This is a genomic window from Maribacter sp. 6B07 (assembly GCF_002700155.1).
Taxonomy (GTDB): domain Bacteria; phylum Bacteroidota; class Bacteroidia; order Flavobacteriales; family Flavobacteriaceae; genus Maribacter; species Maribacter dokdonensis.
Genome location: NZ_PDUT01000004.1, coordinates 651,820 through 671,446, shown reverse-complemented (window position 1 = coordinate 671,446; position 19,627 = coordinate 651,820). Strand labels below are relative to the sequence as shown.

Genomic DNA, 19,627 nt, shown 5'->3' with positions numbered 1-19,627 from the left:
TTAGACCATGAAGAAAAGCATGCATTATGTAGCCTTGATCGTTTTTGGTGTGTTGATGGTCAATTGTAAGTCGGAACCCAAGAAAGACAGAATACTGCAAGAAGAAAAAACCGAGATTGAAAAGCCTACACCGGTAATAGATCATACGGTATTGAATGAAAAACCGGAAGGAGTAACTGCTCCTGAAGGTATGGTTTGGGTGCCGGGCGCTGTTTTTAAACAAGGTGCTGTTAACAATGATAAAATAGCAATGGATCATGAAAAGCCGGCAATCGATGTAATGGTGGATGGCTTTTTTATGGACGTTACCGAAGTGACCAATGCACAATTTTCTGCATTTGTAAAAGCAACAGGCTATGTAACGGTCGCAGAAAGGGGAATTGATTGGGAAGAATTGAAAAAGCAAGTACCGGCAGGCACAGAAAAACCGCACGATTCCATATTGCAGCCTGGTTCATTGACTTTTAAAAAAGCAAAATCTTCAGTACCTAATCTTTATGATTTTTCCCAGTGGTGGAATTGGACCATTGGCGCAGATTGGAAACACCCTAACGGGCCAAAGAGTTCCATAAAGGGAAAAGATGATTACCCGGTAGTACAGGTTTCATACGAAGATGCATTGGCTTATTGCGAATGGGCAAATAGGCGCTTGCCTACAGAGGCGGAATGGGAGCTGGCATCAAGAGCGGGCTCATATGGTACCATTTATAATTGGGGCGATGATGTATCCGTTCTGGCGGAAAAAGCGAATACGTGGGAAGGAGAATTTCCTGTTGAAAATACCATGGCAGATGGTTTTGAACTTAGGGCTCCCGTAAAATCATATCCGCCAAATGCATTGGGATTATATGATATGGCAGGTAATGTGTGGGAATGGACCAGTGATTGGTATAATACCGATTATTACAAAGAAGTCAAATCTAAAAATACGGTTTTGGTGAACCCCAAAGGTGCTGAAAGTCCGTACATACCAAATAACCCGCTTGCAAAAGAAAGAGTGATCAAAGGAGGGTCATTTTTGTGTAGTGCATCGTATTGCGCAAGTTACCGTGTATCTGCAAGAATGGGGTCCAGTATGGATTCCTCATTAGAGCATACAGGTTTTAGAACGGTTGCAACTGCTGAAATGCTGAAAGAATAGAAAAATACAGTTTTTAATCTATGCAGTTTAACAGTTGATCAAGTTCAACAATTTTTGCACGGCTAATAGGTATTTTCTTGTTTTGAATTTCTATGAATTCATGGTTATAGCGTTCAACCATTTTTAGGTTAACGATATAAGATTTGTGAATTCTTATGAACTTATCTGCCTCTAGTCTATCGTTAAAAGCGCTCATTGTAGATAAGATAACATAATTACGCTCTTCGGTTACCACCTTTACATAATCGCCCAGTGCCTCAACGTATAAAATTGCGTGCACGTTAAGTTCAACTTGCTTAAGGTTGTGCTTTACGACCAATTTGCTTTCCGGCTGTTTCTTTTTAGCAGATTTCACCTTATCTATGGCCTTGGTAATGGCAGCCTCAAACCGATCGGTGCTATAGGGTTTTAATAGAAAATCGGTTACATTGAAATCAAACGCTTCAAGCGCATACTTTTGATCATGGCTGGTAATAATTACCTGGGGCTGTATGGTCAGTCCAGATAAAAACTCAAAACCGTTCATGTCCGGCATTTCAATATCAAGAAATAATAAATCAATTTTTGACTTATTTATTTCCTTTAAAGTTTCCGCATTGGCGCTGGCAGCGTGTATTAATTTTAAATGCTTACTTTTTGCAATAATTTGTTCTAGAAGCTTCCTTTGGGTAATGGAATCCTCTATAATAGCACAGTTAAAGGTCTTCATTCAATAATCATAAAAGTTCTACGATACTTACGTTAAGAGTGGGGGGAAGGTTCATTTTTCCATTAATTAATATTAATTTAAACTTAGAAAAACAGCGGAAAATTAGTGAATAGTTATCTTCATTACTAATAATCGTATAAAAACTTTTGATAACTATATTGTAAGTTTCTAGCTCAAAAACCTACTTTTGTTATAGATAAATTAATAGAACCACTTGATATTATGTCTGATAAAATAGAACGTGTAAAAACATTGATTATAGGGTCTGGACCTGCAGGTTATACAGCAGCAATATATGCTGCACGTGCAGATTTAAAGCCTGTTATGTACACAGGAATGGAACCTGGAGGTCAATTGACCACCACGACTGAAGTTGATAATTTTCCAGGATATCCAGAAGGTATAGACGGTCCTACTATGATGGTACAATTGCAACAACAAGCAGAACGCTTTGGTACAGAGGTTAGAATTGGTATGATTACTTCTGTAGAGTTTTCAAAAGAAAAAGGCGGTATTCATAAGGTTGTCGCAGATAATGATAAGGAAATTGAAGCTGAAACTGTTATAATTTCAACAGGGGCTTCCGCTAAATATTTAAACTTGCCAAGTGAGCAACGCTTACGTGGTGGTGGAGTATCCGCATGTGCCGTTTGTGACGGTTTCTTCTATAAGGGACAGGACGTTGCAATTGTTGGTGCAGGGGATACTGCGGCAGAGGAGGCTTCTTATTTGGCAAACATCTGTAACAAGGTAACCATGTTGGTGCGTAGAGATGAAATGAGAGCATCAAAAGCTATGCAACATAGGGTAAACAGTATCAAGAATATTGAGGTACGTTACAATACTGAGGTTGATGAGGTTTTGGGTGAGCAAGTTGTAGAAGGTTTACGTATGGTGAATAATCAGACTGGTGAAAAGGAAGAAATTGCAATTACCGGTCTTTTCATTGCTATTGGGCATAAACCTAATACAGATATCTTTAAAGGTCAATTGGATATGGATGAAACGGGTTACCTAATTACCAAAGGTAAGTCTACGATGACCAATTTACCAGGGGTATTCGCTAGTGGCGATGCTCAAGATAAGGAATATAGACAAGCTGTTACAGCTGCAGGAACCGGTTGTATGGCAGCGCTAGATGCTGAACGCTATTTAGCCTCTATTGGTTCTGTTGAAGAAGCAATAGCCGATAAATATTAAGAACTATTCAATATAATATATTAATAAGAGCCCGTTCATGTGAACGGGCTCTTTTAATGTTTGCTATATGTGTTTAGTCTATCCTAACGTAGTTTTCAGAAAATGTTCTGTTGCCTTCTTCATCAAGGCTTATTTGGCTGAACCTATCATCGGTTAGTTGTAGTTCAAAAGTAAAAATACGCATGGTATCCATGGCTTCAATCATTTCATTGTCGCCATATTCCAATGTTTCCATTAATCTGTCATCGGTAATTTTATAAGTGCCATAGCCGAATCTTCCTATTTTGTCCACAGGAACATATCTTGTCCACATAATTTTACCATTATAGTACATTTTAACCTGTCTATAACCGTCAGCCGTAGGCACGGTGTCAATTACTTGTTGACCATCGTAATTATAAAAACTTTCAAGTTCCCATGTACCTTGTATGGTATGCATGTAGTTGTCGTTTATGGAATTTGTTGAAGCGGCTGAGACCAATACCAGCATCAACAATACCAATCCTAATAATTTTTTCATAGTGGTAGCGTGTTAGTTAATAAAAGAGTTGAATGTGTATTAAAAAGATACGAATAATTTTCAGAATTTGATAAAAATAATATCAAATAATTATGAATAATATATTGAAAATTAAGTAATTGTAGTAAATACTACGATTGTGTAGGGAAAGTGTTAAGAATATTGCAAAGACTTATAATGTCTTTTTGGTTATGGGAAGCACTTAAAACTATACGGCTCATTAAAGAATCGTTTTCTGTGGGATACCTGAAATTTGTAACTATGATGTTGTTTTCTTGTAAATATTGGGCGAGCAATTCATTTTGAAAATTAAAGGTAGGGTGCCCTTTTGCATATACAAATAGCGAAGGGTCAACGATAGTTTTTAGAAACAAATGGATGTGTTGATCCAGTTGTTTCCTTTTGTTCGATATTAATATATTGGCATCTTTTATAGTAGCTAATGATGCTGGAGTGGCAGGGCTGGCACCTCCATAAAATGAGGTGTTTTTTAAATTTTCTATTGTTTTGTTACTCCCAAAAATGGCGCCTGCTTGTATGCCAAAACCTTTACCTAAAGAGCAAGAAACTAATAGTTCCTTTGGCTGTAACATTTGTAAAAAACGATAGCTTCCGCCACCTTGCTCTCCTGTAATTCCTATACCATGAGAATCATCTACTACTAGAATGATATCTTTCAGCGGTAGTTTTTTAAGAAAGTTGTAGTTAGGGAAATTGTCGCCATGAAAATCAATACTATCCAAAAAAAGGACTGGTGTTTTGCCAGTGTTATTATGAATAGCCCCTTCAAGTTCTTGCCAGTTTTTAAATACTTTTTGTTGATTTCTAAAGAGTGCCGAGTGGGTGTTTGGTGCATAATACAAACTGTAGTTGATATTACTGAAATAGTCACATACCAATTGCCCGGCCAAATAACCGGAAGACATGGTAACACAAGCCTCGCTGCCTGTTAGCTCTCTAAGATAGCTTTCAATCTCATTGAAAATTGATATCTTAATATTAGACTTTCGTGAAGCACTATAGGATGTGCCGTATTTTTTGATGTTATTAATGAACAGTGATTGAAACTCTTCATTGGTTTGAAGTCCTAAATAAGAAGTGCCTCCAAAATAGAGGTGTTCTTTACCATCTTTGGTTATCGTCCTTCCTGGAAATTCATTAATAGTAAGCATCAATCTATAAGTTGAACACCGCTACCGGCTAAGTTTGGAAAAATTACTTTTCCATCATCTGTTATTTGAACACCAGTGGCAATATCACTTTTTAACAACATGGCGCCATCCATATCTACATAATCCAATTGCGGAATTAGTTGGGCTATTGCAGAAATACCAACGGTAGATTCTGTCATGCAGCCTACCATTACCTTAATACCCAATTCTTTTGCTTTGCTGATCATACGTAGGGCAGGGGTTAGGCCTCCACATTTGGTCAATTTAATATTTATACCATTAAAATGCAGAGCACATTTTTCAACGTCGTTTTCTACAATGCAACTTTCATCTGCAATTAGCGGTAGCACACTGTGGTGCATAACCTCTTCCATGCCAGACCAGTCGTCCGCTTTTAAAGGTTGTTCTAAAAATTCTACACCTAAATCTTTTAATAAAGGAGCATTATGTATGGTTTCCTCTGCCGTCCACGCACAATTGGCATCAATTCTAAAAATGGCATTTGTATGTTCACGTAACTCACGAACAATGGCAACATCATCACTAGTACCCAATTTAATTTTATAGATAGGCCATGGCACTTCTTGCATTTTGGCGAGCATTACATCAATAGGAGCTATACCAATAGTATAATTTGTGGTAGGGTAATGATTATTATCCGTACCCCATAACTTATATAATGGTTTTCCCTGTAATTTTCCATACAGATCATGAGCTGCCAGATCAAGTGCACAAATGGCAAAATTAGATAAGCCTTTACCTACCAAAAACGAGTGAAAAAGTTCAGGTGTGGTAAAATTGAAATTTTCAATCTCTGAGGCTATTGCATTAATTTCATTGGTCATGCTCAGAACCGTAATTTTATAATATGGGTTAGCAGTGGCTTCACCATAACCGGTTTTACCGTTCAAGGATAAGGAAGCTATTAAAGTATCTTGAAAATCATGAGATTCCCGTGATATGCTAAAGGTGTGCCTTAAGGGTAAAATGTATTTTTTTAGATGTACTTGCATAGTACTAATATACAGATAAGGATAGGACTAAAAAACGAAAACCCACTGATATTTCAGTGGGTTCCCATGTTGAATTGATTGATGAATTTTTTAGTACTTGTGAACACTGCCGGAAACCGATTTATTCTTCTGAACCGTTGGGTCTCCTTTATAAGAAATATTGCCACCGCTAGAGGCTTCAGCAGTTAAATTGTCTTTTACATCAATGCTAATATTGGCACCACTACTGGCATCGGCATTAGCGTTTGAGGTTGCTAAATCATTTGCCCTAACATTAGATCCGCTACTGGCATCTACATATACTTCATTAGCATTGCCCTCAAGTGAAATATTTGCACCGCTGCTAGCGTCTATATCCATATTGTTAGCTTGTACCATGGCATTTAATATGGCACCGCTACTTGCATCTATCTCCAACTTGTCCGATTTAATTTTATTTTCGGTAGTTAAGTGTGCACCACTTGAAGCATATAGTCCTGTGACGTTGGGCATAGTTACGAATATCTTTTTGGTGGCACGACCAATGTTCTCTACACAGTGAATTTTTAATTTACCGTTTTTGATATCTGTACCTATGAGGTCTATGATATTTTCATCTGCTTCTACAGCAATGTCAAAATCGCTTCCTTGTGAAATAAAAACTTCTAGACCTTCTGAGGCAGAAACTTCGGTGAATTCTTCGGTTATTTCCCTAGTTTCTTCTACTACTACCCCGTTGCCGGCTTCTCCAGTTCCAAAATTGATGTCAAAGCCACAAGATGAAAGTAAAAGGGCTAAAACAAAAGCTACTGTTATTCTTACTAATGTTGTCATGATTGTTTGTTTTTATGATTGTTATTTGATGATGTAAAAATGATCGTTTGTTACCTTTTCTACCACTATATGTTACTGAATTGTAGATTTAGGTATATGAACCGTAATTAATTGATACTATCGTTGGCATCTATTTTAACGCCATTTTCGTCTAACTTCATTTTAAACGATTCTCCATTATCGTTTACGTCAATGTTAATGCCATTTTCGTTAATGATGATCTTGCCTTTTTCGCCGTTATCGTTAATGTTGATGTCAATGCCGTTCTCGTTGATATTTATACGGTTAGAGCCATTGTGGTCTTCGTCATCGTTCATTTCAATATACTCAGGGCAATCAAGACATTCCAGTTCTCCGTTATTGTTCATTTTCCATAAGTATCCCTCTAAGCCGTCTGTATCCCTATCCGTATTTGCCGTGGTAATCCAGCTTCTGGAATTGGTTTGTTCATAAGTTAAGATGGTACCTACGGGCAAAAATATACTCACACGAACTTCTTGGTCTTTAAACTTAGGACCTTGCGTGGTCAAATAATCATTCAATGAGATGGTATTTCCGCTTACCTCATATTCGTATAGTATTTGACTTGCTATATCCTTTGCTTCTCTATTGGAAGGACCGTCAGCTTCTTTTCTGATCTGAACCCTAACTAACGAATCTTTGGATTTACGAATTCTAAACCTTACATCATCTGAAACCAATATTTTATTACCGGCCTCATCGTAAGAGATAAAGGTATCTCCCATATGCATATCCTTTTCATAATCGTACTCGTCAGTAGATACTAATCTAATGTTCAAAGTATCTGTAGGTATTACGTTCGTAATCTCATCTTCAATAGAAGTGCTACCGGTATATGCATGTGAAGCTGCTTCTCTTATACCAAAAATGATCAGTAGTATAATTGAAATCAACCATAAGCCTAATAGCGCAAACTTGGCAACCGTTCCAATAGATTTTAAGTTGTTCACTAAAATTTTCAACCCTAAATACATTAAGAAAAAGAACGGAATTCCAATGGCAAAAAATGCTAGTAATGAAACTACCCAAATTGGCATGTTGGTAGAGTTGACCACATTGTAAAAGTCAATGCCCGGTACATGAATTATGTCTAGTATACCCACAGTGAACATACCCACAAATAGACCAATTAAGGTGGTTGCACCAATAATTACTAATAGTATACCAATGAATTTGCCAAAGATCTTAAATAGAAACATAACAATATCTCCAAATGTGTCAAAGATTGTTTTTCCTCCTTTTTTGACGGTATTGCCTACTTTTTCATAGTCAACACTTTTTACACGATCCGCAACGTCATCAAAACCCTCTTTAACTTTACGTTCAATATTGCTGATATTGACAGTTTCCCCGCTCATGTCCAATTTTTGGGCCGTAGTTTTAGCTTCAGGTATAAGAATCCAAAGTAAGCCGTAAATAAAGATAAAGCCGCCCCATGTGAAAATGGTCAAAAAGATCCAAAGTAGACGGATCCATAATGGGTCAATGTTGAAATAGTGTGCTAAACCGGCAGAAACCCCGGCAACATATTTTTTCTCGGTGTCTCTATAAAGTTTTTTCACCTTGTTCTGAGATGAAGCGGTTTTTGCCCTTGGCTCGTCTTCAAAGATATCCTCATCAACCATATAATCTTCTGGTTGTCCCATAATGGCAATAACTTCATCTACCTCTTTTTTGGTAATGACTTGTCTTTCGTTTTCAAGTTTATCATGAAAAAGCTCGGCAATTCTTGCTTCTATATCAGCAATGATCTCATCGCTACCAGGTGTATTGGCAAAAGATCGTTTTACCGATTCTAAATACCTACGCATTATATTGTATGCCTCTTCATCTATATGAAAGAGCATGTTCGCTAAATTTATATTTACTGTTTTGTTCATGATTAGCTGTTTTTTGAGTTGGTTACTAGGTTGGTTGCTTTTCTTAATTCGTCCCAGGTAGTATCCAGTTCCTTAAGGAAAAGTTTGCCGGTTTCGGTAAGTGTATAATATTTTCTTGGTGGTCCAGATGTAGATTCTTCCCAGCGATAGTTCAGAAGACCTGCATTTTTTAACCTGGTCAGTAGTGGGTAAATAGTTCCTTCCACTACTAGCATTTTAGCATCTTTTAGCGTTTTTAAGATTTCTGAAGCATACTTGTCTTCCCCATTCAAGATGGACAGGATGCAGTACTCCAAAACCCCTTTTCGCATTTGCGCTTTTGTATTTTCTACGTTCATAATGTCTTTTTGCTTTTTATGCAGTCCCGCTTTTGGAGGGGATTGCTCCATTGTTTCTGTCGTCTGCATAGGTTAACTGTTCGTTTTTTGTTCGATGAATAAACATGTTGATCGATTGATTGTTTTGACTGTGATTAAACAGGTTTTAATTGATTGATAAATAAACTCCTACGGGTGTGATGAATACCCTGATATATATTGACTGATTTACTTATTTTATAAATTTAAAACTTAACGGATATTCAAAAACTTCGCCTTCATTGGTCTTGATCGTCGCAAGAATGGTATATACTATATTGATGATGAATAGGGCAGATTGTGCCAATCCAAGTAACCCAACGGGTATCATCCATGGACCAAAAAAATCATCTGAGTCGAAATGAAAATTGATGTTATTGAAGCTATGAACGTTCACTAAGCCAAAATTGTCAAAGTCAAAAATATTAGGTAAGAATCCACCTAGGAAAAACGGAATACTTACCATACCTACAAGAATAGAGTAGAGTAATATGCTAATTTGAAAGTTCAATGCTTGTTTGCCATTGTGGTCCACAAACTCATATTCTTTTTTATTTGCCGTCCATAATACGAGCGGAATGATGAAGTTTCCGAACGGAATAAAGAATTTAGAAAACGTACTGGCATGTATTAGTGCAGAGAGGTTTCTTTCGTGTTTTGTTACTGATTCTGTCATGATTGCTTCGTTGATGATGATGATTGATTTTAATACTATGTAAAAGCCAATTACTTTGATTACCTATTAACTTCCTATGCAAATATATGTCTAAAAAAAGGTACTATGTAACGCATAGTACTAATATTTAACAATATTTTAACATTTTAGAATGGTCTAAATAAATACTACTTTTAGCAAAATAAATAGACAATATGGCGGTAACAGCTAGTAAATTCAATATGTTTTCATTTTTTAAACTACCTGCAGCATGGTGGTGCGGAGTACGTTTAAGAGAAATAGATAAAAGTAGGTCTGTAGTGACCGTTACCCACCGTTGGATCAATCAGAATCCGTTTAATTCTATGTTTTGGGCAGTACAGGGTATGGCTGCGGAACTATCTACCGGAGCAATGATGATAGACCAGATTGAAGCAACAGGAAAGAAGATTTCTATGTTGGTCGCTAATAATAAGGCTAACTTTTCTAAAAAAGCTACCGGTAAAATAACGTTTACCTGTGAGGACGGACACTTAATTAAAGAAGCTTTGGAAAAGACCATTGCAACTGGAGAAGGACAAACCATTTGGATGAAATCTGTTGGTGTTAATGAAGACGGGATAGTGGTAAGTACTTTTGATTTTGAATGGACGGTAAGGTTGAAACAGAAAAAGTAGTTTCAATGAAAAGAGCAATAAGATTCAAAGAGACTCAGAAGTTTACCCAATGGTGGTTGTGGTTGATCATACTTGCTCCAATACTATTATTTGTAATAGGTAAGGTAATAACTATTATATGTTTATTTACAGCTCAAATTCCTAATGCTTCCGGTAATATTAGCATTTCATGGATATCGGGTAGGTTATCTATTGTTCAATTTATCTGCGTCCTTGTTTATGTAGCTACCATATTATTTTTGGCATTATCAAAACTTAAAGTAGTGGTTTCAGATAAGGATATAAAAATTCGTCATCTATTATTTTTTAGTAAAGTCATTGATTTAAATGAAGTAGTAGAACAACAGATCGTTAATTATGATTTTGTAGGGTACGGTATCAGAAAAACTAAAAAGTACGGTACGGTTTATAATGTTAAGGGTAAAGAAGGAGTCTCCATAACATTGACCAATGGTAAAAAGTACCTTGTTGGTTCGCAAAAGTCCGAAGAATTTTTAAAATCTCTTTTAAAATAATTCGGTTTAGTTGTAACAAAAGTACTTCTGCTAGCAACTAATTAGCATCAATCAAAAACAATATAGAAATGAACGCACACGAAATAGATTACGAGATTTTTGGAGAAGAAATGCAATATGTTGAAATAGAGTTAGATCCGCAAGAGGCAGTAGTAGCCGAAGCAGGAAGCTTTATGATGATGGATACCGATATTAAAATGAATACCATTTTTGGTGATGGTAGCAATCAAGACAATAGTGTTCTTGGTAAAATTTTCTCGGCAGGTAAACGTATGCTTACGGGAGAAAGTCTATTTATGACGGCATTTTTAAATATTGGTCAAGGTAAAAAACAGGTAAGTTTTGCCTCTCCATATCCAGGTAAAATTTTGCCAATTGACCTTTCTGAAATGGGCGGACGCTTTATTTGTCAGAAAGATGCCTTTTTATGCGCTGCAAAGGGTGTATCTGTCGGTATTGAATTTTCTAAGAGATTAGGTCGTGGACTTTTTGGAGGTGAAGGTTTTATTATGCAAAAGCTTGAAGGAGACGGAATGTCCTTTATACATGCAGGTGGCACGTTGGCAAAGAAAACCCTTGGTCCTGGTGAGGTACTAAAAGTAGATACGGGATGTATTGTTGGCTTTACAAAAGATGTGGACTATGATATAGAATTCGTTGGTGGTATTCGTAATACGGTTTTTGGTGGTGAAGGCTTATTCTTCGCAACCCTTCGCGGACCCGGCACAGTCTATATTCAGTCCTTACCTTTCAGTCGTTTAGCTGGTAGAGTGCTGGCATCTATACCAAGAGGAGGAAAAGATAAAGGAGAAGGTAGTATCCTTGGGACTTTAGGAGATATTGTTGGTGGAGATACTAGGTTTTAAGAATTATGGACAGGGTACAAGGTACAAAGAACAGAGTATTAAGTAGATAGTACTAAGTATTAAGAAAAAGAGTATGGACTAATTTATGAGGATATTTTGTAAAGTTCTGATGTATTATGTTTGAATAGGAAGTATGAAGCTCTAATTTGGATGTAAATTTGAATTTGGATTTGAATTTGATTTTTGAGCTTGAGTTTGTATTTTAATTTTCCAACAACCAACAACCAACAACCAACAACCAGCAAGGAGCAACGAGCAACGAACTTATGAGTTTTAAAAATCAGATAGACTTCCTAAAAAAATTACAACAAAACAATTCAAAGGAATGGATGGATGCCAATCGTAAATGGTACAAACAGGTACGTGATGAATATATAGACTGGTTAAATAGTATGAATAGGAGACTATCGGCTATTGATGACGAGTACTATGATACTCCAGGTAAAAAGGGAATAAATCGTATCAATAATAACCTTATGTTTCATCCCAATAAACCTATTTATAAAGACCACTTAGGAGCGGGATTTGATAAGAAACCAAAAACTGCCGATTTCTATTTTGAGTTGGGTATAGACCGTTGCATTTTTGCGGGAGGATTATGGAGACCGGAGCCAAAAGTATTGCGTAGTGTTCGTGAAGCCATTGATTATGATGGAGAAGAATTGGTGAAAATATTAAATAGGAAATCCTTTAAAACCCGTTTTGGTGACCTCTATGAAGATGCTAAACTGACCAATGCACCTAAGGGGTTCGCCAAAGATCATAAACATGTAGAATTGCTCAAAAACAAAACCTTTGCCGTATTCCAAGAGTTTAATACTAAGGAAACCAACAAAGCTAAGTTTGATGATGAATTAATAGCAGCTTATAAAGAAATGCTACCATTTAGGCGTTATTTGAATAAGGCCATTACCGTGTAATTATTTCGCATCCGCTGCCGGAATCCACTTAGGTTTCAAATCTGGCTGTGCCATAGTGCTATCCAATGGAAACATAGGTCTTTTAATTCTCTTATAACCTAATCTATTTAAATCTTGGTCCACTCCGCCGGGAGTAAGTGCCATGGTCCAATCGCCACGCATATCATAAAGTTCAGGAACCAAGTAGCCAATTTTTACGACTACAATATCCGTGTTTTTAGGGTCCAAGCCTAAATTGGTAAAATCACTTAAAAGATGGTAGGGTTTGCGTTTTTTGGTCACGATGACATCAATATTACCAACCTTAACAACTACTTCTATCTCAGCGTTAACATCACCTTCTTTAATAGCGGTAACGGTACCTTCTAACGTTAGGGGTCCTGCAAATCTATCATCCACGGCAGCGCCTGCTTCAGCTTTAATTTTACCACCAATTCCTATTTCTAACGCCTTTTCTACAAACTCAGGTCCTGGTATAGATGCATAAATAAGAGAGGTTCCGTTTTTAGACTTAAATTCCGGTCTGGCCAAAAGCTCTTTCAATGTCCAAGTTACATCACCTGCACCACCAGCAGTAGGGTTATCGCCCATATCACTGATCATGTAAGGTTTCTTTTCACTGGCCAAAGCAAGTTTTAAGCTTTCGTCTAGCGTGGTAGTAGGTGCAACAAATTCAAATTCGTTACGCACATCCCAAAAATTTTGTGCCAATTTTTCTGCTCCTTCGGCAACTTTTTCCTTATCATCTCCGGTTACCATTACAACGGCGTGGTTACGGGGTTCATCTGCCCAGGCATAGCCGATCCATATGGCGGCATCAATAACACCTTCTTGATTGGCAACGGTAGGAACTTTTGCGTATAAACTCTTACCGGGCTCTATACGCGTACTTGTTTTTTCTCCGGGTAATAAAATAGGTACAGGTACCCAAGCCTTAAAGGCGGGTTTACCTTTGCCACTTTCAAGTCGGTCAATTAAATTAGTAACCGCTCTTCTTTTAGATTCAATAGCATCTTCATGCGGTGCCATACGGTAGCACGTTATTAAATCGGTATGTTTTGCCAATCGTTCAGATACGTTACCGTGCAAATCCATAGATGTAGAAATAAGTACATCATCACCAATTACTTCACGAATACGCATTATAAGGTCACCTTCAGGATCATCTAACCCAACCACGCTCATTGCGCCATGTATGTCAAAAAAGAGTCCGTCATATGGTTTGTTTTCTTCTAGCATTTTCAAACTTTTGCCAACCAAAGATTCGTAGGCTTCTCGCGTTACCGTTCCACCCGGTAGCGATTTCCCCACAAGTGTTGGTACCCATTGCGCTCTTTTTCTATTTATAGAATCTGGCTGTAAAAAGGGATATCTTGTAAAAACCGAATCACTTACTTTAGCATGAAAGGCTTCCTCAGTAGAAAGGGCAGGTGAAAAGGTGCTACTTTCAATGCCCAAACCGGCAATGGCGATCTTAGGTAAGTTTTTGGTTTCAGTATCTTTTTTTTCTTTATTGCAAGAAGTAGCTAAGCTAAGTAACAGAACGGCGTAAAGGTATAAATGCTTCAAAATCAAAGGTTGTTTGGTTTGTTATGAAAAGATACTGGTTCATAGGGCATATTAGCAAGAGTTTTTGCTAAATAACCTTTTCTAAGCTATTAATGTAAGTATTGGAAAGACTTAGTTTATTTCTTCACGTTTTAAAGCGTACTGCTTTATCTTTATAATCACAATTTAAAACGGCTATTGATTTTGAAAAATGGAGGCATAAAGAATGTAAAAAGAGAAATACTTTCTGATAATTGGTATATTTTAAATAAATACACCTATGACTACCAAAAGCCAGATGGTAGTTGGGAAACCCAGGAAAGAGAGGCTTATGATAGGGGTAATGGTGCTGCCATTTTATTGTATAACTCTAAAAAAAAGACTGTGGTTCTTACCAGGCAATTTAGAATGCCTACCTATGTTAATGGGAATGAAGACGGAATGATGATCGAAGTTTGTGCCGGGCTTTTAGATGGCGATAACCCTTCAGATTGTGTACGAAAAGAAACTGAGGAAGAAACCGGATATAAGATCAATAATGTGGAAAAAGTTTTTCAAACCTACATGTCGCCCGGTTCAGTTACCGAAGAGCTGTTTCTTTTTGTGGGAGAATATGATGATAGTATGAAGGTAAGTGATGGTGGTGGCGCAGAAGATGAAACCGAAAACATTGAAGTCTTAGAATTGAATTTTGATGAAGCTATCACCATGGTTTCAAATGGGGAAATTAAGGATGCCAAGACAATTATGTTATTGCAATATGCAAAATTGAATGGGTTAGTTTAGGCACGCTTTATCGACAAATAGGTATGCAAAATCTCTTTAAAATAGGGTTTGGTGGTGGTTGCCATTGGTGCACAGAAGCCGTTTTTATGGCTTTAAAAGGTGTACATAAGGTAGAACAGGGTTTTATAGCACCTAAAGAAGATCCTGAAAATTTTTCAGAGGCTGTAGTTGTGTACTATTATCCTAATTTAATAGCGCTAAAAGATTTAGTTGCCATTCATTTAGATACTCATAGAAGTACCCAGAATCATTCAATGCGCCATAAGTATAGGTCTGGTATTTATTATTTTATGAATAATGAACAAGCTGTTTTAAAAGAGCTATTGTCAGCGTTACAATTGGAATTTAAAGAGCCGATTATTACAGGGATATTACCATTTGGGGCATTTAATGCCTCAGAAGAACGATTTCAAAATTACTATTTTAAAGATACCGAAAAGCCATTTTGCAAAACACATATTACGCCAAAAATCCAATTACTTAAAGAGAAATATGCAAAACATGTATCAACAGATGTTTTATGATCAATAGTTGTCCCTAAGTGTTTGTAGCATAAGTTCAAGTTGGGTTCTTTCGTCACTGGTAGCGTTTTTATAATGGTTATTCATAAAACTGAAGATAAGCGTTTTACCAGATTTTGTCAGTAAATAACCGCTTAAGCAGTAATTGTTGCTTAAACTGCCCGATTTGGCAAAAATATACGGTTGGTCTACACCTTTAAATCTATTCTTGAGAGTTCCTGATGAGCCACCGGCAGGAAAAATGGAATATAACCTCTCTTTGGGTACAAGAACAAATAATTCGTTTAAAACGTGCACCATATTTTGTGGGGTAAACAGATTGTAGCGAGATAAACCTGAGCCGTCTACCCATCTTGGAGTTTGCGCTAATTGGTTTAGTTCATGTTCTAAGATATATTCTCTAGCTAAACCACTATTCAAAGTATCCTTTAATGTAGAGGCAGCTAGTACCAATAATTGTTCTGCAATGAAATTATCACTTTCATGCATCATTCTAATGTAGAGTGAATCTGCCTGAATTCCAGGTAAAGTTTGTTTTGTTCCAATGGGCATTTTAGACCTGTTCAAAATAGGCTTGTTCAATGCTTGCTCTAAAATAGCTTTTGTGTTGAGGGTGTTTATAATAAAAGGTATTTCTAAAGTGTCAGCATAATTGGGTGGGTAAAAAAATAGGTTCGAAGTCTCCTTACGGTTTTTGGTATTTCTAATTTGTAAAATACTATCCTTAAAGTATGTGGGCGAAACCAAAAGTGATGTATTCTTGTGTATCATTACCACATTGCCATACAGTGGAAAAGCGTTGCGCTCAGGCGAATAATAATACTGATAATCGTCCCATGCCCAACCTGATCCAAATTTGGTATCCATGAAATTATCTGTTGCGAATACTAAATTCTTTTTACTTTTTAGAAATTTAAATGCGGTAGAATCTTTTAGATAAGGATGTAGGAATGATGGGTCGCCTGTGCCTTCAAAATACAAGGTGTCGTTACGGTCAATATATTGCAATGTAGGTATTTGGTCCGGGAGTGTTTTTATAGCGGTAAAAAGTGTGAAAATTTTTGTGTTGCTGGCAGGGGTAAAATACTTATGATCATTAAGGTTATAAATGGTGTCTTTAGAATTTGCATCAATTACTAAAACACCTGTGAACTGATTTTCATAAAAAGCGGATGTTAGACGTTGGTCTAAATTTTTCTTAATGAGAGATTTTTTTGAACCACAAGAGGATACAAGAAAAATAAGTACAATAATTAAAACCAAGTTTTTCATGAATTCGAAAGTACAAAATAGAAATCTTATGATACCCATAAAAATTTAACACGAAGAGTATTACTTTAACTTTTTGTATACAATATTAATTCTGTATTTCTGTTTACCTTTATGCAACAACAAAACCTATTAATCTAACAACAAAATGTCTAAGTCTATGCTAGAGTATAGTAAAACAGTACTTAAAAAGGTTAGTTTTGATACCTTGCTTTTTTGTAAGGAGTTAAAGAAAGCCTTAAAGACGTTATTACCTGAAGAGGTAGAAGAATTGAAAATCTGGTTAGAAAGTTTCATAACGGATAAACCGGAGTTAAAACAAAGTTTAGTTTATTTAAAAGCATAAGTAAGAGCCACGTAAAGTGGCTCTTTTTTTTTAAGCAACCAATTGGTGTTTTGTGAGTCTTATTTAAAAAAGTATGATGATTACTAGAATATTTGTTGCCATTAGTTTGCTCTTTTTAATGCAATGTCAAAATGATGACACGGAATTTGACAATACGCCAGTAGACGATACTAGTTTAGTGGGAGAGTGGCTGTTGACAGAATCTTACGTAAGTCCTGGTGGAGCTACCGAATGGCAAGATGTTGATGAGGGTTATCGGTATATTTTTGATGAATTCGGTAATTATGAAAGAACCAACTTTGATAAGGAGACTTTGAATACAGGTAGTTATGAAATAATAGCGCCAGAACTTTATTTGTATTTTATTACCGAAGGAGAAAAAGATACATTAGGTTTTACGGCAGATTTTAACACTAGCAAGACTAGCTTAACACTATCACCTTCTTACCCTGGCATATGCATTGAAGGATGTTTATACAGATTTAAGAAACAATAAATTTATTGGCACCGCCAAAGGGTATAATATCCCGAGGCTTACCTCGAATTTATAAGTTTGTTTCCTTTGAGTGCCTCACGGGCTTGCCCTGAGGTACTTTACTTAGTGAGCGGACTAATAATCTTTACATCTTGAAATGCAATGGCACCGCGAACAATGCCAGTAATAACATCTCTTAAGGCTTCCGTAATTTGAACTTTAAGTTCCTTTTTATGGTATATTAGACTTACCTCCCTTGCCGGTGATGGGTCCTTAAAATATTTTAAATTCTTTTTCTTTGAACTGTCAAGCTCAAGTGTATTTAAATATGGAAGTAATGTCATACCTAAACCTTCATTAGATAAGTTAATAAGTGTTTCAAAACTACCGCTTTGTAGGCTAAAGTGTTCTCCTCCAATTTTTGGTGCTTTGCACAAATTTAGGACACCTTCCCTAAAACAATGACCATCTTGTAATAACAGTATATCTTCAATATCTAAATCGTCCGGGGTTATTTTAGTGCTTTTGCCCAAGCGGTGCTCCATAGGAACATAGCCAACAAATGGCTCATAATATAAAGGTCTTTCTGTTATGAAATCTACTTCTAAAGGTGTTGCTGCAATTGCAGCATCTATGTGGCCATCTTCAATGTTTTGAATAAGACTTTCTGTATTTTGTTCTTTGATAATTAGATTTACCTTGGGATATTTCTGAATAAAATTCTTAAGAAACATAGGCAATAAAGTAGGCATTATCGTTGGGATAATTCCCAGAACATAATCTCCGCCAATATACCCTTTTTCTTGCTCTACAATATCTTTTATACGTGCAGCCTCATTTACGATATTCTTTGCTTGATCTACAATTTTTTTACCCACTTCAGTAATGGTTATCGGTTTTTTGCTACGATCAAATAATAGTATATCTAGCTCATCTTCAAGTTTTTGTACTTGCATACTCAATGTAGGTTGTGTAACAAAGCTTTTCTCTGCTGCTAAGGTAAAATTCTTGTGCTCTGCAACCGCTAGAACATATTGTAATTGAGTAATGGTCATGTGTATAGTTTAAAGCTTTAAAATTACTAAAAACCATTATCATGACCTATTACAAGAACTACATGTAAGCTATTTTTATGTTAGAAACGCAACCTTAATTCATGGTCCTCCGTGGAAACCGTAAATTTAGAATCTGCAAATGTCGGTGGACCCATTGGCATTGAATTACCGCTCATTGCATAATCTTCCGTTGGCATTCCGTTAGTGGCAAAATCCATTCGGTTATTGTCATTTTTATCGTGCAATACAGAAAATGCATAATCACCGGGTTGAATATTTTCAAAGGTCAATACCAATTTTCCAGCTTCCGCTTTGTCCTTACTTGTTTTTATGCCTTCTGCTTTCATAAAGGTGTCTTCATTATGAAGTCCGCTTAATACATGTCCTTCACTGTTTAAAACATTTTCAATAACTACTGTTAATGTAATGCCTTCACTATTTTGAGCATTCATGGTTAAACTCATGGCTAATACGATAATAGAGAATAGTAACTTTTTCATTTTTAAAGGTTTTAAAGATTAATTGATTACTTCAAAGGTGCATTAAACCTGTATTTTTTGAAAAAGTAGATTACCCAATTGTTTTATTGTAGCACCCAATTGTCGTAATTCAATGCCGATATAAAAATATTGACCATCTAGCGTTTGGTAATGAGGTAGTCTAACCCAAATTTCCCAGAGCCAAAACCCATAAAAAATAGACCTAAGCAGAAAAACATAAAAGTGGGCATAATGTTCCAAGATTGGTCCCACGGTCTAAATGCAATGCTAATGAACATAGTTGTAGTAATAAAAAAAGCTGTAATTCTGGTATTAAGACCTAATAACAGTAAAATACCGCCCAATGCTTCGGTTAAACCGGCAGACCAAGCAAAAACTTCTGGCATTAAAGAAAATGGTAATCCAAAATCCTTGGTTAATTCTACAAACCAATCTGATACTTCAAATAATTGAAGGTTCATTGATTTAGGTGTCCAGGGAGTGCCAAATTTGTTGATGGCAAATACGAATGCGAGAAGATAGCCAGTAAATACTCTTGGAATTAAAATGAAGATGTTTGGTAAGAGTGCATCTACTTTAAAAGGGACTATCAATCTCTTTAAAGATGTAAGTTGATAAATCATATTGTTGGTGGTTGATTATCTAAACTTACCTAAAAATTAGTAAAAT

At 36.3% G+C, this 19,627-nt stretch carries 23 protein-coding genes; 10 read left to right on the top strand and 13 right to left on the bottom strand.

What is annotated here, in order from left to right; translation table 11 throughout:
- Positions 1-7: 7 nt before the first annotated feature.
- Positions 8-1,141: a formylglycine-generating enzyme family protein gene (locus CSC80_RS17230; protein WP_099193195.1), complete on the top strand. Its 1,134-nt coding sequence runs from the start codon at positions 8-10 to the stop codon at positions 1,139-1,141.
- A gap of 13 nt (positions 1,142-1,154) precedes the next feature.
- Here the strand turns inward: CSC80_RS17230 and CSC80_RS17225 are convergent, their stop codons facing one another.
- Entirely contained in the window at positions 1,155-1,850 is a 696-nt protein-coding gene (locus CSC80_RS17225) for a LytTR family DNA-binding domain-containing protein (RefSeq protein WP_099193194.1), read from the bottom strand.
- Between the two features lie 222 nt (positions 1,851-2,072).
- Here CSC80_RS17225 and trxB point away from each other — a divergent pair, with 222 nt between their 5' ends.
- A complete protein-coding gene (gene trxB / locus CSC80_RS17220; protein ID WP_099193193.1) occupies positions 2,073-3,050 on the top strand; it encodes a thioredoxin-disulfide reductase in 978 nt (325 codons plus the stop codon).
- A gap of 73 nt (positions 3,051-3,123) precedes the next feature.
- Here the strand turns inward: trxB and CSC80_RS17215 are convergent, their stop codons facing one another.
- The 7 genes from CSC80_RS17215 to CSC80_RS17185 form a co-directional block, all read right to left on the bottom strand.
- On the bottom strand, positions 3,124-3,570 hold the full coding sequence (locus tag CSC80_RS17215; protein ID WP_099193192.1) for a hypothetical protein: 447 nt from the start codon (positions 3,568-3,570) through the stop codon (positions 3,124-3,126).
- 131 nt (positions 3,571-3,701) lie between these two features.
- Complete coding sequence (locus CSC80_RS17210; RefSeq protein ID WP_099193191.1) at positions 3,702-4,742, bottom strand: pyridoxal phosphate-dependent aminotransferase family protein; 1,041 nt, start codon at positions 4,740-4,742, stop codon at positions 3,702-3,704.
- On the bottom strand, positions 4,742-5,755 hold the full coding sequence (locus CSC80_RS17205; RefSeq protein ID WP_099193190.1) for a dipeptide epimerase: 1,014 nt from the start codon (positions 5,753-5,755) through the stop codon (positions 4,742-4,744). The genes CSC80_RS17210 and CSC80_RS17205 overlap by 1 nt, the downstream gene beginning before the upstream one ends.
- A 90-nt stretch (positions 5,756-5,845) precedes the next feature.
- Entirely contained in the window at positions 5,846-6,568 is a 723-nt protein-coding gene (locus CSC80_RS17200; RefSeq protein ID WP_058105601.1) for a head GIN domain-containing protein, read from the bottom strand.
- A gap of 107 nt (positions 6,569-6,675) precedes the next feature.
- Positions 6,676-8,469, bottom strand: coding sequence for a PspC domain-containing protein (locus CSC80_RS17195; protein ID WP_099193189.1), 1,794 nt, complete (start codon positions 8,467-8,469; stop codon positions 6,676-6,678).
- Positions 8,470-8,471: 2 nt separating this feature from the next.
- Positions 8,472-8,807 carry a PadR family transcriptional regulator gene (locus CSC80_RS17190; RefSeq protein WP_058105659.1) on the bottom strand — a complete coding sequence of 112 codons (336 nt, stop codon included), beginning with the start codon at positions 8,805-8,807 and terminating at the stop codon, positions 8,472-8,474.
- 211 nt (positions 8,808-9,018) lie between these two features.
- Entirely contained in the window at positions 9,019-9,501 is a 483-nt protein-coding gene (locus tag CSC80_RS17185; RefSeq protein WP_099193188.1) for a DUF4870 domain-containing protein, read from the bottom strand.
- A 194-nt stretch (positions 9,502-9,695) separates the two neighbouring features.
- Between CSC80_RS17185 and CSC80_RS17180 the strand changes: the two genes are divergently transcribed.
- The 4 genes from CSC80_RS17180 (at position 9,696) to CSC80_RS17165 (ending at position 12,458) form a co-directional block, all read left to right on the top strand.
- Positions 9,696-10,157: a DUF4442 domain-containing protein gene (locus CSC80_RS17180; protein WP_099193187.1), complete on the top strand. Its 462-nt coding sequence runs from the start codon at positions 9,696-9,698 to the stop codon at positions 10,155-10,157.
- A gap of 5 nt (positions 10,158-10,162) precedes the next feature.
- Positions 10,163-10,672 carry a hypothetical protein gene (locus CSC80_RS17175; RefSeq protein ID WP_143751765.1) on the top strand — a complete coding sequence of 170 codons (510 nt, stop codon included), beginning with the start codon at positions 10,163-10,165 and terminating at the stop codon, positions 10,670-10,672.
- 68 nt (positions 10,673-10,740) lie between these two features.
- Positions 10,741-11,538, top strand: a complete 798-nt coding sequence (locus CSC80_RS17170) for a TIGR00266 family protein (RefSeq protein WP_071339720.1) — start codon at positions 10,741-10,743, stop codon at positions 11,536-11,538.
- Between the two features lie 266 nt (positions 11,539-11,804).
- Complete coding sequence (locus CSC80_RS17165) at positions 11,805-12,458, top strand: DUF2461 domain-containing protein (RefSeq protein WP_074674319.1); 654 nt, start codon at positions 11,805-11,807, stop codon at positions 12,456-12,458.
- Here CSC80_RS17165 and CSC80_RS17160 read toward each other — a convergent pair whose 3' ends face one another.
- Positions 12,459-14,027, bottom strand: a complete 1,569-nt coding sequence (locus CSC80_RS17160) for a M81 family metallopeptidase (protein ID WP_201796646.1) — start codon at positions 14,025-14,027, stop codon at positions 12,459-12,461. It lies immediately after the preceding gene.
- Between the two features lie 183 nt (positions 14,028-14,210).
- Between CSC80_RS17160 and nudK the strand changes: the two genes are divergently transcribed.
- Together nudK and CSC80_RS17150 are read left to right on the top strand one after the other, a co-directional pair.
- Positions 14,211-14,792: a GDP-mannose pyrophosphatase NudK gene (gene nudK / locus CSC80_RS17155; RefSeq protein ID WP_099193399.1), complete on the top strand. Its 582-nt coding sequence runs from the start codon at positions 14,211-14,213 to the stop codon at positions 14,790-14,792.
- Positions 14,793-14,815: 23 nt separating this feature from the next.
- A complete protein-coding gene (locus CSC80_RS17150) occupies positions 14,816-15,316 on the top strand; it encodes a peptide-methionine (S)-S-oxide reductase (RefSeq protein WP_099193185.1) in 501 nt (166 codons plus the stop codon).
- Here the strand turns inward: CSC80_RS17150 and CSC80_RS17145 are convergent, their stop codons facing one another.
- Entirely contained in the window at positions 15,317-16,585 is a 1,269-nt protein-coding gene (locus CSC80_RS17145; protein WP_099193184.1) for a D-alanyl-D-alanine carboxypeptidase, read from the bottom strand.
- Between the two features lie 145 nt (positions 16,586-16,730).
- Here CSC80_RS17145 and CSC80_RS17140 point away from each other — a divergent pair, with 145 nt between their 5' ends.
- Positions 16,731-16,928: a hypothetical protein gene (locus tag CSC80_RS17140; RefSeq protein WP_058105611.1), complete on the top strand. Its 198-nt coding sequence runs from the start codon at positions 16,731-16,733 to the stop codon at positions 16,926-16,928.
- A gap of 73 nt (positions 16,929-17,001) precedes the next feature.
- Complete coding sequence (locus CSC80_RS17135) at positions 17,002-17,424, top strand: hypothetical protein (protein WP_143751764.1); 423 nt, start codon at positions 17,002-17,004, stop codon at positions 17,422-17,424.
- Positions 17,425-17,522: 98 nt separating this feature from the next.
- Here CSC80_RS17135 and CSC80_RS17130 read toward each other — a convergent pair whose 3' ends face one another.
- From CSC80_RS17130 to CSC80_RS17120, 3 genes are all read right to left on the bottom strand, one after another.
- Positions 17,523-18,458, bottom strand: a complete 936-nt coding sequence (locus tag CSC80_RS17130) for a LysR substrate-binding domain-containing protein (RefSeq protein WP_058105613.1) — start codon at positions 18,456-18,458, stop codon at positions 17,523-17,525.
- Between the two features lie 80 nt (positions 18,459-18,538).
- A complete protein-coding gene (locus CSC80_RS17125; protein WP_099193182.1) occupies positions 18,539-18,958 on the bottom strand; it encodes a DUF2141 domain-containing protein in 420 nt (139 codons plus the stop codon).
- Between the two features lie 137 nt (positions 18,959-19,095).
- Positions 19,096-19,581, bottom strand: a complete 486-nt coding sequence (locus tag CSC80_RS17120) for a DoxX family membrane protein (RefSeq protein ID WP_099193181.1) — start codon at positions 19,579-19,581, stop codon at positions 19,096-19,098.
- Positions 19,582-19,627: the final 46 nt, after the last annotated feature.

Coding starts and splice junctions, on each gene's coding strand:
- CSC80_RS17215 (WP_099193192.1), bottom strand. CDS start 3,570: ATGAAAAAATTATTAGGATTGGTATTGTTGATGCTGGTATTGGTCTCA.
- CSC80_RS17200 (WP_058105601.1), bottom strand. CDS start 6,568: ATGACAACATTAGTAAGAATAACAGTAGCTTTTGTTTTAGCCCTTTTA.
- CSC80_RS17180 (WP_099193187.1), top strand. CDS start 9,696: ATGGCGGTAACAGCTAGTAAATTCAATATGTTTTCATTTTTTAAACTA.
- CSC80_RS17145 (WP_099193184.1), bottom strand. CDS start 16,585: ATGAAAAACTTGGTTTTAATTATTGTACTTATTTTTCTTGTATCCTCT.
- CSC80_RS17175 (WP_143751765.1), top strand. CDS start 10,163: ATGAAAAGAGCAATAAGATTCAAAGAGACTCAGAAGTTTACCCAATGG.
- CSC80_RS17225 (WP_099193194.1), bottom strand. CDS start 1,850: ATGAAGACCTTTAACTGTGCTATTATAGAGGATTCCATTACCCAAAGG.
- CSC80_RS17120 (WP_099193181.1), bottom strand. CDS start 19,581: ATGATTTATCAACTTACATCTTTAAAGAGATTGATAGTCCCTTTTAAA.
- CSC80_RS17230 (WP_099193195.1), top strand. CDS start 8: ATGAAGAAAAGCATGCATTATGTAGCCTTGATCGTTTTTGGTGTGTTG.
- CSC80_RS17185 (WP_099193188.1), bottom strand. CDS start 9,501: ATGACAGAATCAGTAACAAAACACGAAAGAAACCTCTCTGCACTAATA.
- trxB (WP_099193193.1), top strand. CDS start 2,073: ATGTCTGATAAAATAGAACGTGTAAAAACATTGATTATAGGGTCTGGA.
- CSC80_RS17205 (WP_099193190.1), bottom strand. CDS start 5,755: ATGCAAGTACATCTAAAAAAATACATTTTACCCTTAAGGCACACCTTT.
- CSC80_RS17165 (WP_074674319.1), top strand. CDS start 11,805: ATGAGTTTTAAAAATCAGATAGACTTCCTAAAAAAATTACAACAAAAC.
- CSC80_RS17170 (WP_071339720.1), top strand. CDS start 10,741: ATGAACGCACACGAAATAGATTACGAGATTTTTGGAGAAGAAATGCAA.
- CSC80_RS17150 (WP_099193185.1), top strand. CDS start 14,816: ATGCAAAATCTCTTTAAAATAGGGTTTGGTGGTGGTTGCCATTGGTGC.
- CSC80_RS17195 (WP_099193189.1), bottom strand. CDS start 8,469: ATGAACAAAACAGTAAATATAAATTTAGCGAACATGCTCTTTCATATA.
- CSC80_RS17130 (WP_058105613.1), bottom strand. CDS start 18,458: ATGACCATTACTCAATTACAATATGTTCTAGCGGTTGCAGAGCACAAG.
- CSC80_RS17135 (WP_143751764.1), top strand. CDS start 17,002: ATGATGATTACTAGAATATTTGTTGCCATTAGTTTGCTCTTTTTAATG.
- CSC80_RS17125 (WP_099193182.1), bottom strand. CDS start 18,958: ATGAAAAAGTTACTATTCTCTATTATCGTATTAGCCATGAGTTTAACC.
- CSC80_RS17210 (WP_099193191.1), bottom strand. CDS start 4,742: ATGCTTACTATTAATGAATTTCCAGGAAGGACGATAACCAAAGATGGT.
- CSC80_RS17190 (WP_058105659.1), bottom strand. CDS start 8,807: ATGAACGTAGAAAATACAAAAGCGCAAATGCGAAAAGGGGTTTTGGAG.
- CSC80_RS17140 (WP_058105611.1), top strand. CDS start 16,731: ATGTCTAAGTCTATGCTAGAGTATAGTAAAACAGTACTTAAAAAGGTT.